This window comes from Bacteroides sp. 90-K9/2 (genome assembly GCF_047310725.1).
Taxonomy (GTDB): domain Bacteria; phylum Bacteroidota; class Bacteroidia; order Bacteroidales; family Bacteroidaceae; genus Bacteroides; species Bacteroides vicugnae.
The window spans coordinates 1-15040 of record NZ_JBCGVL010000009.1; the positions used below are offsets into that span (position 1 = coordinate 1).

Consider the following 15040-nt stretch of genomic DNA (forward strand, 5'->3'; position numbering starts at 1 on the left):
TCCGAACAGAGAAGTTAAGCCTCGTCACGCCGATGGTACTGCGTAACAGTGGGAGAGTAGGTAGCCGCCGTTTTTAAAGAGTCCCCTTCAGTAGAAATATTGAAGGGGATTTTTAATTCCTTAAAACTCTGGATATTCGGAGGATATGTTTTTTTTAACACATTAAGTCGCCAATTCATTGAACAAAACATATTGTAGCTTGTTTCTATAGAAGAGTTAAACTTTAATGTTTAAATGATGTGAATGACGATAAACATATACAATTAATTGCTACATTTGTGGCTGAATCTATTGTAATCGATTAAACAACTAAAAATACAATGAAACTTTCTCCGAAATTCATATTAGCTTTTCTTCTGCTGATGCTATCATTTAGCGTAAGCGGGAATACTATGAATTTCTCTCCCCGTATTTTTAGTGACTCCTCTTGCCAATTATCAGAATTATCTTCTGACAGCCGTCAACGCTCTTCTGTAGATGGGCAGTCTGTTAGCTATGATAGCGTCCGTTCTTTATCTGTTTCTGATGTAGAATTAGGACTTAAACTCGTATCAGAATCAAACTCGAATAATTATCGTCTGCGTAGAATCATTGAAATCAATGACTCCTTGAAAGACGTTATGCATAAGTTTCTCGTGTTAAGAGAAAACTCTTTAGTATTAGATCAAAGTAAATCTTTTTATTCGGATAAGGATCCACATTACTCCATTACGTGTAGCGACTACTATGTGTTCGCTTTAAGACGCATCCTTATTTAGTCTTTTCCCCCCCCTATTTTTATTCGTTTTTTTCGTACTCTGTATGAAACCGTGTGACTTTACCTTTTAAAAGTTGCAGGGTCTGTAGCGCAGTGTGTCTAATCGAAATATTTACTTCCTAAATAACTAAAATTAATTTCTTAACAAAAAAACTTATTATGGAAACTACTAAAAAAACTCAAGTTGTAGGTATAAAGAATGCCGGTATCGTAATCATCTGCTGTTTAGTAATAGCTGTATGTATCTTTCAATTCCTATTAGGTAACCCGTCCAACTTTATGAACAATGACCCTAACAATCACCCGTTGAACATGTTGGGTACTATTTACAAAGGTGGTATCATCGTACCTATTATCCAGACATTGTTGTTAACTGTACTTGCTTTGAGCATCGAGCGTTATTTTGCTCTTCGTTCTGCTTTCGGTAAAGGTTCATTGGCTAAGTTTGTAGCTAATATCAAAGACGCTTTAGCTGCAGGTGACATGAAGAAAGCACAGGAAATCTGTGACAAACAACGTGGTTCTGTTGCTAACGTAGTAACTTCTACTTTGCGTAAGTATGAAGAAATGGAAAAGAACACTGCTCTTCCTAAAGAACAGAAGCTGTTGGCTATCCAGAAAGAACTTGAAGAAGCTACTGCTTTGGAAATGCCTATGATGCAACAAAACCTTCCGATCATCGCTACTATCACTACTTTGGGTACATTGATGGGATTGCTTGGTACTGTAATCGGTATGATCCGTTCATTTGCTGCTTTGTCTGCTGGTGGTGGTGCCGACTCTATGGCTTTGTCACAAGGTATCTCTGAAGCTTTGATTAACACTGCTTTCGGTATCTTGACTGGTGCATTGGCTGTTATCTCTTACAACTATTACACTAACAAAATCGATAAATTGACTTACGGACTCGACGAAGTCGGATTCTCTATCGTGCAAACTTTTGCTGCTACTCACTAATTCTGCGAACCCTTATAAAATCTATTATTAATCATGGGTAGAGCGCAAATTAAAAAGAAAAGTACGTTCATAGATATGACAGCTATGAGTGACGTTACTGTATTGCTTCTGACTTTCTTTATGTTGACTTCAACATTTGTGAAGAAAGAACCAGTACAAGTTACCACTCCGGCTTCCGTATCGGAAATCAAGATTCCGGAGACGAATGTACTCCAGATTCTGGTTGATCCGGAAGGAAAAATATTTATGAGCCTCGACAAGCAGCAGGATATGCAGGCTGTATTGGAGAGCATGGGTGAAGAGTATGGCATTAAGTTTACTCCGGAACAGGAGAAGAGATTTATCTTGTCTTCTACTTTTGGAGTACCTATCAGAAGTATGCAGAAATATCTTGATCTCCCGGAAGATCAACGGGATAAGATCTTAAAGAATGAAGGTATTCCATGCGATAGTGTTGACAATCAGTTTAAATCGTGGGTACGTAATGCACGTACTGCTAACGCTGATCTACGTATTGCTATCAAGGCAGACGCTACGACTCCATACTCAGTGATAAAGAACGTTATGAACTCACTTCAGGATTTGCGGGAAAATCGGTACAATCTGATTACTTCTCTCAAAGCAGAATCTGAAAATTAAAAAGGAGGAAATACAATGAGTGCTGAAGTACAAGAGAGCGGCGGAAAAAGAGGAAAAAGCAAGCAAAAGAAAATATCTGTCCGGGTGGACTTTACACCGATGGTGGACATGAACATGTTGCTGATTACTTTCTTTATGCTTTGTACCACACTGAGCAAACCTCAGACGATGGAGATAAGCATGCCGAGTAATGACAAAGATATAACTGAACAACAAAAGAGTATGGTGAAGGCTTCACAAGCAATTACGTTATTGCTGGGAGCTGATAACAAACTCTATTATTACGAGGGAGAACCTAATTATAAGGATTATACCTCGTTGAAAGAAACTAGCTACGGCGCAGATGGACTGCGTGCCGTACTTCTTCAGAAGAATGCTGTTGCTGTCAATAAAGTAAGGGAATTGAAGCAGCAAAAACTTGATCTAAAGATCACGGATGATGAATTTAAGAAGCAGGTTTCTGAGATAAAGAGCGGAAAGGATACACCGACCGTAATTATCAAAGCTACCGATGATGCTTCTTATATGAATCTGATTGACGCGCTGGACGAAATGCAGATATGTAATATTGGTAAATATGTGATAACAGATATCGCTGAAGCTGATGAATTCTTGATTAAGAATTACGATGCGAAAGGTGGATTGTCACAGAACTTAGCCGATAATTGATGTAACACCTAAAAAAGAAAAGTAAAATGGCAAAATTAGATTTAGCTTCTTCGGAATGGTGTCAACTGATTTTTGAAGGCAAAAACCAAGCATACGGCGCATATAGACTGCGTGCCAATTCAACAAAACGACATAATGTCGCTATGTTGATTGTAGTGGTCATAGCAGCGGTTGGATTTAGTATCCCTACACTGCTTAAGTTGGCAACTCCGGAGCAGAAAGAAGTGATGACAGAAGTAACTACTCTGTCAAAATTGGAAGAACCTGAAATCAAACAGGAAGAGATGAAACGCGTTGAACCGGTGGCACCTCCTCCCCCTGCATTGAAGAGTTCTATCAAGTTTACAGCTCCTGTCATCAAGAAAGATGAAGAAGTGCATGAAGACAATGAAATCAAGAGCCAGGAAGATTTGAATGCTACCAAAGTATCTATCTCCATTGCCGACGTAAAAGGTAATGACGAGGCTAACGGTAAAGATATCGCAGACCTTAAGCAGGTGGTAACACAGGCTGCACCGGAACCGGAAAAAGTTTTCGATATGGTAGAACAGATGCCGACTTTCCCCGGTGGACAGTCTGAATTGATGGCTTACCTGGGTAAGAATATCAAATATCCGACTATTGCACAGGAGAATGGAACACAAGGTCGCGTTATTATACAGTTTGTTGTGGAACGTGATGGTTCTATTTCTGACGTACATGTGGCTCGTGGTGTAGACCCTTATTTGGATAAGGAAGCTGTTCGTGTGGTAAAAAGCATGCCGAAATGGCTCCCTGGTAAGCAGAATGGAAAAGCGGTACGTGTGAAGTTCACCGTTCCGGTAATGTTTAAACTACAGTAAAGAATGATGAAGAGACAATTAAGGCTGATAGGAATTGTTGTGTTAGCGACGTTGAGTGCTTGTAACTCAAAGTCAAAAGGACCGACGGATACTTATTCTTCCGGTGTGGTATCTATCGCAGCGGATGAGAGTTTTGAACCTATCATACAAGAAGAGATAGAGGTGTTTGAAAGCCTTTACCCTTTGGCCGGGATTGTCCCTCGCTACACAACTGAAGTGGAAGCGATAAATTTACTTCTGAAAGACAGTGTCCGGTTGGCTATTGCAACCCGGACACTGACTAAGGAAGAAATGAATTCATTCCACAGCCGTAAGTTTTTCCCTCGCGAGATAAAATTGGCTACGGATGGTCTGGCATTGATTGTGAATCGTGCTAATCCGGATTCTTTGTTGAGTGTACGTGATTTCCGCCGCATCCTTACCGGTGAAGTGAAAAACTGGAAAGAGGTAAATCCGAATTCCCGTTTGAAAGGGATTCAGGTGGTGTTCGATAATAAGAACTCCAGTACCGTACGTTTTGCAATGGATTCAATCTGTGGTGGAAAAGAGTTGGCTGAAGGTAACGTCAGTGCCTTGAAAACCAACCAGCAGGTGATAGATTATGTAGCGAATAATCCCGATGCTATGGGAGTTATTGGAGTAAACTGGTTGGGGAACCGCAGTGATACAACCAATCTTTCTTTTCGCGAAGAGATCAGAGTGATGTCAGTGAGTGCAGAGGATGTAGCAACTCCTGCTAACAGTTATAAACCTTATCAGGCTTACTTGTTTTATGGTAACTATCCGTTGGCACGATCTATTTATGCATTGCTGAATGATCCTCGCAGTGGGCTGCCTTGGGGATTTGCTTCTTTTATGACATCCGACAAAGGGCAGAGGATTATATTAAAATCCGGACTTGTTCCGGCTACTCAGCCGGTACGTATTGTCCACGTGAAAGACGAATAATAACTAAAATTAGAGACTATAATGAAAAGAGTACAAATGTTTTTGGCTGGAGCGTTTATAGCAGTAGGGTCGCTCTATGCGCAATCATCTGATGCCGAATGGCAGGCCGGGGTTGCGAAATTGAAAGAAACTATTCAGACGAATCCGGCACAGGCTGCTGAAGAAGCTGAGCATCTGATTAAAGGAAAAAATAAGAAAAATGTGGAATTGCTGGTAGCTATTGGAGATGCATATCTGAATGCTGACAAGATTCCAGAAGCGCAGGAGTATGCAGCTCTTGCCAGAAAAGCGAATGGTAAATCGGCTCTTGCTTCTGTATTGGAAGGAAATATTGCCGTAAAACAGAAAAATGCGGGTCTGGCTTCTCAAAAGTATGAGGAGGCAATTTATTTCGATCCGAAATGTACGGAAGCTTATCTGAAATATGCAGATATTTATAAATCAGCCAATGCAAGTCTTGCCATTGAGAAGCTGAACCAATTGAAGGAACTGGAACCGTCCAACACAGCTGTAGATAAAAAATTAGCCGAGATTTACTATTTAAAAAATGATTTTAATAAAGCGGTAGAGGCTTATGCGAATTTTGCAATGGGACCTACTGCTACGGAAGAAGATTTGGTGAAGTATGCTTTTGCTCTATTTTTGAACCATGATTTTGATAAATCACTCGAAGTAGCTAATATGGGATTGCAAAAGAATGCCCACCATGCTGCGTTCAATCGTTTGGCAATGTATAATTATACTGACCTGAAGCGTTTTGATGAAGCGTTGAAGGCTGCAGATGTCTTCTTCAAGGAATGTGATAAAGCCGATTATTCATATTTGGATTATATGTATTATGGACATCTGCTGGAGAGTCTGAAAAAATATGATGATGCAGTGGTACAATATGAGAAAGCGGTAAAGATGGATCCGACAAAGACGGATTTATATAAGAATATCTCTTCTGCATACGAACAGAAGAATGATTATAAGAAAGCAATCAGTGCTTACCAGAAATATTATTCATCTCTTGATAAAGAAAAACAGACTCCGGACTTACAGTTCCAGTTTGGTCGACTTTATTACGGTGCTGGTACGCAACCTGAATCATTAGCAATCACTGTTGAAGAACGCAAGCAAGCGTTAATGTCCGCCGATTCTACTTTCCATGCAATTGCAGAAGCAGCGCCGGACAGCTATTTGGGTAACTTCTGGAGAGCTCGTGCCAATTCAGCACTTGACCCTGAGACAACTCAAGGACTTGCGAAACCTTTCTATGAGGAAGTGGCCGCTTTATTGGAAAGCAAAAACGATCCTCATTACAATTCAGCTTTGGTTGAATGCTACAGTTATCTTGGATATTACTATTTGTTAGCTATCGAAAATCCGGCATTGAAAGCCGAAGCAAAGGCTAATAAAGATAAATCCATCGAATACTGGAGTAAAATTCTGGCTATAGACCCCGCTAATGCTACTGCTAAAAGGGCATTGGACGGCATCAAATAGTGAATAATTTTAGTTGTTTGTCGTGACAGGAGGAGTGGAGAGTGATCTTAGCTCCTCCTTTTTTTGTACTTTTTTCTTCTTTTCTATTGGAATATTCAAAAGATTGTCTACTTTTGTGGTGTACTATTACACTAATACACCTAAAGATCATTATTCATTAAACAGAAATACTATGATTACAGTAGAAAATCTTTCATTTACTTATCGTAAATCGAAGCGTGCGGTACTACGTGATTTTTCGCTTTCGTTCGAATCCGGCAGGGTATATGGACTGTTGGAAAAGAATGGTGCGGGAAAATCTACTCTTCTCTATCTGATGTCCGGTTTGTTGACTCCTAAAAACGGTAAAGTGATGTTCCACGATACAGATGTGCGCCGTCGGTTGCCGGTTACTTTGCAGGATATGTTTTTAGTTCCCGAAGAATTTGAGTTGCCTTCGGTTTCTTTGGTCAGCTATATTGAGTTGAACAGTCCTTTTTATCCTCGTTTCAGTAAGGAAGAGATGATCAAATATCTTCATTATTTTGAGATGGATATAGATATTGATCTCGGAGCGCTTTCTATGGGGCAGAAAAAGAAAGTGTTCATGAGTTTTGCGCTTGCTACGAATACCTCTCTTTTGTTGATGGATGAACCGACCAACGGGCTGGATATTCCCGGCAAAAGTCAGTTTCGTAAGTTTATAGCATCGGGTATGTCGGACGATAAAACGATTGTGATTTCCACGCATCAGGTTCGTGACATAGACAAAGTGCTCGATCATGTGTTGATTATGGATGACAGCCGTGTGTTGCTGGATGAATCGACAAGTAATATTTGCGACAAACTTTTCTTTGTGGAAAGTGATGATCGGGAATTGGCCAAAAGTGCACTTTTTGCAATTCCTACTATTCAGGGTAACTACCTGATCCTTCCTAATGAAAAGCAGGACGAGTCGGAACTAAACCTGGAACTTCTTTTTAATGCTACACTGGCTACTCCTGAAGAGATTGCCCGATTGTTTCACACTCAAAAATAAAAGACGATGATAAAAGATACTTTTTTCAGTTTGCCTCGTTTTATAAATCTCTGCCGTAAGGAGATGGTGGAGAATTGGAGATCGAATGTGCTTCGTATGGTGTTGATGTATGGAGTGATGGCAGTGGTAATGGTTTGGAATGGATATTTTGAGTATAGAGGTACTTATAATTATCAGGAGGATCCGGCGTGGGTATTTCTTCTTGTCACTTTTATCTGGGCTTTGTGGGGATTCGGCTGTTTGAGTGCTTCGTTTACAATGGAAAAGATGAAAACGAAAACGAGCCGTACTTCCATGTTAATGATTCCGGCAACTCCTTTCGAGAAGTTTTTCTCCAGATGGTTTGTATTTACGGTTGTGTATCTGGTTGTTTTCCTGATATGTTATAAGTTGGCGGACTATACGCGCTTTGCTGTCTATTCTTTAGCCTATCCGGAGAAGGATTTTATTACTCCTGTCGACTTGTCACATTTGGTTGGTGATGAAAAATATTATACTTTATGCAGGCGAGGGTTGGAATTTGGAGCGCTGATATCAGGGTATTTCTTTGTTCAATCCTTATTTGTGTTAGGTAGCTCTATTTGGCCTAAGAATTCTTTTTTGAAAACATTTGCATCGGGAACGATTATAGGCATAGTATATTTTTTAGTGGCTGCTTTGGTGAGTAGGGGGTTGTTGGAAGGCAGTAACAAGCACTATTCAGGAGGCGTATTGGAGTCACAGGAAGTTGTCATGTGGATCGTAATTGGCGTCGGCATCTTTTTTGCGTTGGTGAATTGGACACTGGCTTATTTCCGCTTTAAGGAGTCTGAAATTATTAATAGAATGTAATACCTTAACCTATGAATTTTAAAGAAAGTAAAGCTATTTATTTACAGATTGCAGATAGAATCTGTGATGAGATATTGCTGGGGCAATATCCGGAAGAGGAGCGGATTCCTTCTGTCAGAGAGTATGCTGCCATTGTGGAGGTGAATGCTAATACGGTGATGCGTTCCTTTGACTATCTTCAGGTACAAAATATTATTTATAATAAACGTGGCATAGGGTATTTTGTAGCTTCGGGAGCAAAGGAATTGATTCATTCTCTCCGTAAAGATACCTTTTTGAAGGAAGAATTGGACTATTTCTTTCGTCAGTTGTATACGCTTGATATACCGATAAAAGAAATAGAGACAATGTATCATGAGTTTATAAAAAAGCAGAAATAGAATAAAGACGAAATATTATGAAACGTACTACTTATATATTTATAGGCCTTCTCGTTTCCGGATTGATTGTAATTGTGGCAACTATTATTTTCATATTTATGTCGGGGAAGCCGTATCAGGAAGATGGAGCCTTTTTGGGTAATGAACAGGTGAAGATGGATTTGAATGGCATACATGTTATAAAGGTGTTTACCAGCCAGGATGGAGTACCTGAAACGAGACGTGTGTTTATTAGCGGCGAAATGAAAATAGGATCTACTGCCGCTTCGTCAGGGAAAGAACAGGTTTCATATCCCAAAGGGGACTATTTGAATGTTACCCAAAAGGATGATACTTTGTTTATGAAGTTAGATCTTAATGTGAACAATAGTCCGGAAAAGTATCGGGACAGAGATTATATCTTTGTGAGTGGTTTTGATGTGAGTTTGGCTGTGGATTCGCTGGCCAGTATCATTGCTGATGCAGAAGGCTTGAAATTGAATCTGATAAATGTTGAAACAGATTCATTGTTTGTTCGTGGTAATCGTTATAACATATCATTGGATTCTTGCCGACTTGGTTCGTTTGATATTCAGGGAAATGGACTGGACTTTCATGCAAAAGATAGTAAAATTGAAAACTTCTATTTGAATTTGGATGGTGTATGGAGATGGACATTTGAGAATACGGAAGTGGGGACGGAATATCTGAGTGGCAGCGATCGTCACTCTAATGATCTGCAGAAAGGAGAATGTAAGCGGGTGGTCTGGACACCTCTGACAGAAGATGCACGTTTGCAGGTGAATGTAAGAGAGGAAGCGGTGATTATGATAACACCGGAATAAACAGGAATAAGTATGAAGAGATCAAATATGATACGGATTACTAGACAGTATCTAAACTAAAAAGGAGCAATAATGGATTTTAAAGTGCCTCCTAAAAGTAAGATGAAAAACTTTTAGGGGCACATTTATTCCGTTATTGCTCCTTTTAATAGATGAGGTTATATAGTCAAATTACAGCGCTTTCTTCAGAGTGAAGCAGTCGATATCCGGTGCCCAGTTATAACTATTACCCATGCGAATAGTGTTGTATCCGGCTTTTAATTCGACGGGAACTGTGATTTGGTTATGACCATTATCCTCTCCCAGAGAGTCGATTTTGGTAATGATGCCGTTTACGTCCAGTTCTATTTGTCGTCCTTTGCCATATAAATAATGGATGGTCATATCATAGCGTCCGCCATCTTCGCTATATACTTCCCGCCATTCGGCATAATTTTCCGGTTGTCCGCCAAGGAAACCTACTTTCATTTTGCCGGAGGCTTCCTTATCATGGGCATAAAGAATACCTTTAGGATTTTTGCCAAGGTCATTGAAAAGAGGTAAATAAGCCCATTCCGCTTCGTACAAGGTCGGTTCCAAGCGTGTTTCACCTTCTATGCGGAGAAACATGGCACTGTGTGCAGGAAGCGTTTGTTCGAAGGTACCGGAGAAGTTTCCTAAATCACTATGTTTTACCAGATCACGTACTTTTACGTTTCCTCCAAATTCCAGTGAAGAGAACGGCACGGAGAAACTGCAGATGGTATCGGAAGGATTGTAAAGAGCTACTGCACGTACATTCCCACGTTTCTGTTCAATATCTTTAACGAGTACATAGCCTTCATTTTCATGCTGCACTACATAGGCCTGCAAGCCCAGCGGATCTTGGTTGAGGGCAATCAGTTCTTTATTAGTCAGCAGTTCGAGCGAAGAATCCGGTATGTTTTCCAGATTGCATCCGATAAGCAAAGGAGAGCTCATGATACACCATAAACCGAAATGAGCTTCTTCTTCTGTCTGAGTAAGACCTTGTCCGCCTACTTTACTGTCGTTACGGAATCCGATGACCATCATATCCATGTCATTATAATGTCCGTTTCCGGCATAGGCTGACAGGTAGAGATTCTTTCCTACTACATATCTTAATGATCCCCAATGTGCATTAATATCTCCACTGATACGCCAGGAAGTTGCTGCATCTTTAGCCCATGTGCCCGGAAAAGCCCATCGGCAGATGTTGATGGAAACATCTTTGTTTACTTTGTCTATACTGTTCCGGATGGAAGTGTATCGTTCCTTTTCATTAAGTCCCAGCGCATCTCCTCCGCAATAATCAATTTTGATAAAGTCGAAATCCCAGTCGCCAAAGTACAATTGGGCGTCTTGCGGTTCGTGTCCATAGATACCAGCTCCTATACCTGCTGTATCATTGTCCCACATGGAGCCACATGTGCTGTTGCCCGCATCGGTATAGAGACCGGCTTTCATTCCCAAGCTGTGAACGTAATCCGCAATCGGTTTCATCCCATTCGGGAAACGTTGTTCGTGGGTATGCATAATCCCGTTGTCATCGCGCTTTCCGAAATAGCCGTCATCAACATTGACATAATGATATCCGGCATCTTTCAGACCTTTTTTCACCATCAGGTCGGCTTGATGCTTGATGATGTCTTCGCTGATATCTACACGAAATGCATTCCATGAACTCCATCCCATGATGGGAGGATTGACTGTCTTCTCATTCTCGGAAAGGATAGTTTGAGTCTTTGTGCAACTGATGCACATAAAAGAAGCTACTGCTACTGTAAAGAGATAAATCCTGTTTTTCATGATATAATAGGTTGTGTTTTATTACATATCCGTCCTGAATTTGTTCAGGTGACTGAATAGAAATAAAGGGCAACTTACTGTACTCCAGAAAGTTACCCTTTATTTTTGTCGGAATGAGGCGACTCGAACGCCCGACCCCTACGTCCCGAACGTAGTGCGCTACCAACTGCGCTACATTCCGATTGCTTAAGAAGTGGTGCCACCAGGAATCGAACCGGGGACACAAGGATTTTCAGTCCTTTGCTCTACCAACTGAGCTATGGCACCTTTCTCGTTTGCGGGTGCAAAGATAAGTATATTTTTTAATACCGCAATAACTTAAGGGGAAATTTTTACCAATTTCTGACTCGTAGAAATATAAATGCATTTTTGCTAGAATAAATATGTAGATAAACAGCTGTTTGTGCGACATATTTTATAAATTTACGGACTGAAACGATCAAAACAATATAAACACTCTATTACTATGTCATTACTGGCGATTATTGTTATAATAGTTTTGTTAGCTGCCTTCATTTATATGTGGGCAAAGTGTCAGTCACTCCAGAAAGAGGTGCATTTGAAAGAAAACAAAGAGAATGAACTTAAAAAGTTGGCTCTGGTTTTGCAGAACATCAATGCTTACTTTTTATTGATTGACAAAGATTTTGTAGTTTGTGATACCAATTATTATTCTTTGAACCATCTTCCAGTTCAGGTAGGTGGAGTTACAAAAAGAGTGGGGGATTTGCTGCATTGTAGAAATGCGATTGCAGCCGGTGAATGTGGTCAGCATGAACAATGCAAACTATGTTGTATCCGTGCGTCTATCGGTAAGGCTTTTTGCAAGAAAGCAAGTTTTAAAAATCTGGAAGCTTCCATGAAGTTATTGAGTGAGGATGAAACGAAAGTGACTCCTTGCGATGTATCGGTATCGGGTACTTATTTGAATATTCATGGCGAAGATTATATGGTGTTGACTGTTTATGATGTGACGGAGCTGAAAAATGCGCAAAGGCTACTGTCTATTGAAAGAGAACATTCTGTTTCTGCCGATAAATTGAAATCTGCCTTTATTGCTAATATGAGCCACGAGGTACGTACACCGCTAAATGCGATTGTCGGATTTTCGGGCTTGATGGTATCGGCTTCCAGTGAAGAGGAACGAAAAATGTATGCTGATGTTATTGCAGAGAATAATGAACGCTTGTTGCGCCTGGTGAATGATATTTTTGATCTTTCTCAAATAGAATCGGGAACAGTAGATTTTGTTTATACAGATTTTGATGCCAATGATTTACTAAGAGAGTTGGAGGGAATTTTTAAAACGAAATTGAATAACTCGTCGGTGGAATTGGTTTGTGAGGCACACATACAACCTATAATGATGTATTCGGAGCGGGAACGTATCATTCAGGTATTGTCCAACCTATTACATAATGCAATGAAATTCACCGAATCGGGTGAAATTCGTTTTAGTTGTAGCCAGAAAGGAACGGAAGAAGTTTGTTTTGTTGTGTCCGATACAGGCATTGGCATACCGGAAGAGGAACAGAAAAAAATATTCTCACGTTTCATAAAACTCGATCGTGAAATGCAGGGGACAGGACTTGGGCTGACTCTTTCACAAACGATCCTCCAAAATCTGGGTGGAAGTCTCGAACTTGATTCGGAAATTAACCGAGGATCTACTTTCAGCTTTGTGTTGCCACGGGTGATAAAGCCGGAACGGATAAAGCCACAGGCAATAAAATAAGATTCTTCAATCGACAGGTATTGTATCGATTAAATGATGGGGAACATACTTCTAAATAAGAAGGCTGGAGAAAATCCCCTAAAATAAATCACCCTCACTACAACCGTGGAGTGCATCCCAAAGGTTTTATAACTGACTTTAGGGGAGCACTTCACTGTAGTGAGGGTAATTTTATAAGTTCAAGGCTGTTTGAATAACCTCTTACTTTTTTGTGAACAGGATGGACACTTAGTCTTTACGACTTAGGTGCATCCTTATCTTTGTCTCCGGTTCCCGGAGATGCTTTGCCGGAAGTAGAATTTCCACTGGATGTAGCAGAACTGCTGTTTGATGGAGTAGCACCGGAGGCGGTGGCACCAGAGGATGCCGCATCAGAAACTGCTGCATTAGGAGCGGTTGCACCGGGCTTAGCTGTACTTGTCCCGGTTGCGCCTCCTGTATGTACAGAAGTTGCGGTAGGACGGGCAGCATTAGTGTTATTTGCACTGACATTGACAGTGGCTGGTTGAGCTTGAACTTCCCAGTGGAACGGTTCGAAATTGGAGTTAGGATCTACCCAAGACGGTTTCTTGGAAGCGTAGATAATAAACGGAGCAACAACAACGATAATAGCACCGATAATCAGTACGGAGAACCAAACGGTGTTGCTACCTGTAGAGATCTGGCTGGGCGGGATGAAGCTGAGGATAAAGGCAAGTAATGATCCGCAGAAACCAAGGCCACCGACAAACCACATCAGACCGTTGCCGGATTTACCGATACGGAACGGACGGTTGAGTTTCTTCATCTTATAACGCAATGCGATAGCTCCGGAGAACATCAACAAGTACATAATCAGATAAAGAATAACTGTCAGCTGTGACAGAATCTGATAGAAGCTCTGTACGGACGGCATAACGACGAACAACAGGCTTAATACAGTTACGGCGATACCTTGTACGAACAGGATATTCTTCTGTACACCCAGTTTGTTTGTTTTCTGGAAGAACGGAGGCATATATCCGGCTTTGCCTACGGCAAATATACCTTTTGACGGACCGGCAACCCATGTTAATACACCAGCCAGTACACCAAATGCAAGGGCGACGGCAATGATTGGTGACAACCAGGAAGCATGGATATATCTGAAATAGTTGTCGAAGCCGACAAGCAGACTTTGAGTCAGGTTGATATCTTTTGCAGGGATAATCACACCTAATGCAAAAGTACCCAAAACGAAGATCAACACTGTGATAAGTGCACCGATGAATACGGCTTTCGGATAATTTTTAGAAGGATTCTCTACATCTTTTACGTGGATACCCCCCATTTCCATACCGGCATAAAACAAGAAGATACTGGCAGCAAGAACGACATTGTCAAAGTTGGTAAAGTCGGGGAAGAAGCTGCTATTGAAATCCATATTGGAATGTCCGCCGCTTGCCAGATAAATGATTCCCAAGATAATCAGCAGGGCAGCCGGGATAATTGTACCGACCATACCACCGACTTTGGCAACTTTACCTACCCAGCTCATACCTTTCAGGGAAATGAAAGTAGCCAGCCAGTAGATGATAAGTACTACGACGAGCGTATAATACTTATTGTTTGCCAGTGACATGTCATGTACGTCATTCATTCCGATGAAAGCGATAGATACGGCACCAAACGTTAACACTGTCGGATACCAGATCGTACTTTCGATCCATTGTACCCAAATGGCGAGGAATCCCAGCTTTTTGCCGTAGGCTTCGCCTACCCACCGGAACACACCACCCTGTTTATCCTGAAACATCGCCGCCAACTCGGCTGCAACGAGCGATGTAGGGATTAGAAAGACAATAGCTGCAAAAAGATAATAGAAGGCCGAACTCATTCCATATACGGCCTCGGCTGGTAGTCCACGCAAGGATACTACTGCCGTAACATTCATGATAGCCAGGGTAAACACGCCTAGCTTCACTGCATTTTTAATATTCGCCATAAGTTAAGGTTTTAAGTGAAAAATATTTTAAAGTCAGTGTTATAACAACATTTTGCGTGAGATGTTTCCGCAATCTCTTTCAAAGTTCGTTAATTAACATCCCCGAAACGGGAGATTGTAATCCCGGATTTACTTCTTCCGAAACAATCGCTTTCTTCGATTGTTTCTAAACCATCTAAA

General features: G+C 40.9%; 14 protein-coding genes and 2 tRNA genes. 12 read left to right on the forward strand and 4 right to left on the reverse strand.

Features of this window, described 5'->3' with window-relative positions:
• Positions 1-320 precede the first annotated feature (320 nt).
• The 11 genes from AAHJ11_RS17845 (at position 321) to AAHJ11_RS17895 (ending at position 9353) form a co-directional block, all read left to right on the forward strand.
• Positions 321-758, forward strand: a complete 438-nt coding sequence (locus AAHJ11_RS17845) for a hypothetical protein (protein WP_148367037.1) — start codon at positions 321-323, stop codon at positions 756-758.
• Positions 759-916: 158 nt separating this feature from the next.
• A complete protein-coding gene (locus AAHJ11_RS17850; RefSeq protein WP_148367038.1) occupies positions 917-1714 on the forward strand; it encodes a MotA/TolQ/ExbB proton channel family protein in 798 nt (265 codons plus the stop codon).
• Positions 1715-1747: 33 nt separating this feature from the next.
• Positions 1748-2353 (forward strand): ExbD/TolR family protein, encoded by a 606-nt coding sequence (locus AAHJ11_RS17855; RefSeq protein ID WP_004296287.1) that lies wholly within the window; start codon positions 1748-1750, stop codon positions 2351-2353.
• Positions 2354-2368: 15 nt separating this feature from the next.
• On the forward strand, positions 2369-3022 hold the full coding sequence (locus AAHJ11_RS17860) for an ExbD/TolR family protein (protein ID WP_122138839.1): 654 nt from the start codon (positions 2369-2371) through the stop codon (positions 3020-3022).
• A gap of 26 nt (positions 3023-3048) precedes the next feature.
• Complete coding sequence (locus AAHJ11_RS17865) at positions 3049-3864, forward strand: energy transducer TonB (protein ID WP_148367039.1); 816 nt, start codon at positions 3049-3051, stop codon at positions 3862-3864.
• 3 nt (positions 3865-3867) lie between these two features.
• Positions 3868-4812, forward strand: coding sequence for a PstS family phosphate ABC transporter substrate-binding protein (locus AAHJ11_RS17870; RefSeq protein WP_148367040.1), 945 nt, complete (start codon positions 3868-3870; stop codon positions 4810-4812).
• A 21-nt stretch (positions 4813-4833) separates the two neighbouring features.
• Entirely contained in the window at positions 4834-6300 is a 1467-nt protein-coding gene (locus AAHJ11_RS17875; RefSeq protein WP_320974225.1) for a tetratricopeptide repeat protein, read from the forward strand.
• A gap of 172 nt (positions 6301-6472) precedes the next feature.
• Positions 6473-7318, forward strand: a complete 846-nt coding sequence (locus AAHJ11_RS17880) for an ATP-binding cassette domain-containing protein (protein ID WP_413579959.1) — start codon at positions 6473-6475, stop codon at positions 7316-7318.
• Positions 7319-7324: 6 nt separating this feature from the next.
• Positions 7325-8149 (forward strand): hypothetical protein, encoded by an 825-nt coding sequence (locus AAHJ11_RS17885; RefSeq protein WP_148367042.1) that lies wholly within the window; start codon positions 7325-7327, stop codon positions 8147-8149.
• Between the two features lie 11 nt (positions 8150-8160).
• On the forward strand, positions 8161-8529 hold the full coding sequence (locus tag AAHJ11_RS17890; RefSeq protein WP_004296279.1) for a GntR family transcriptional regulator: 369 nt from the start codon (positions 8161-8163) through the stop codon (positions 8527-8529).
• Positions 8530-8546: 17 nt separating this feature from the next.
• Positions 8547-9353 (forward strand): hypothetical protein, encoded by an 807-nt coding sequence (locus tag AAHJ11_RS17895; protein WP_195649943.1) that lies wholly within the window; start codon positions 8547-8549, stop codon positions 9351-9353.
• 171 nt (positions 9354-9524) lie between these two features.
• Here the strand turns inward: AAHJ11_RS17895 and AAHJ11_RS17900 are convergent, their stop codons facing one another.
• The 3 genes from AAHJ11_RS17900 to AAHJ11_RS17910 all read right to left on the reverse strand — a co-directional run bounded on the left by AAHJ11_RS17900 (position 9525) and on the right by AAHJ11_RS17910 (position 11429).
• Positions 9525-11162, reverse strand: a complete 1638-nt coding sequence (locus AAHJ11_RS17900) for an alpha-galactosidase D (RefSeq protein ID WP_148367043.1) — start codon at positions 11160-11162, stop codon at positions 9525-9527.
• 108 nt (positions 11163-11270) lie between these two features.
• Positions 11271-11343 (reverse strand) — tRNA-Pro (locus tag AAHJ11_RS17905).
• A 13-nt stretch (positions 11344-11356) separates the two neighbouring features.
• Positions 11357-11429 (reverse strand) — tRNA-Phe (locus tag AAHJ11_RS17910).
• 199 nt (positions 11430-11628) lie between these two features.
• Between AAHJ11_RS17910 and AAHJ11_RS17915 the strand changes: the two genes are divergently transcribed.
• A complete protein-coding gene (locus tag AAHJ11_RS17915) occupies positions 11629-12897 on the forward strand; it encodes a sensor histidine kinase (RefSeq protein ID WP_148367044.1) in 1269 nt (422 codons plus the stop codon).
• A 235-nt stretch (positions 12898-13132) separates the two neighbouring features.
• Here AAHJ11_RS17915 and gadC read toward each other — a convergent pair whose 3' ends face one another.
• Positions 13133-14860, reverse strand: coding sequence for a putative glutamine/gamma-aminobutyrate antiporter GadC (gadC, locus tag AAHJ11_RS17920; protein WP_320975233.1), 1728 nt, complete (start codon positions 14858-14860; stop codon positions 13133-13135).
• Positions 14861-15040 lie beyond the last annotated feature (180 nt).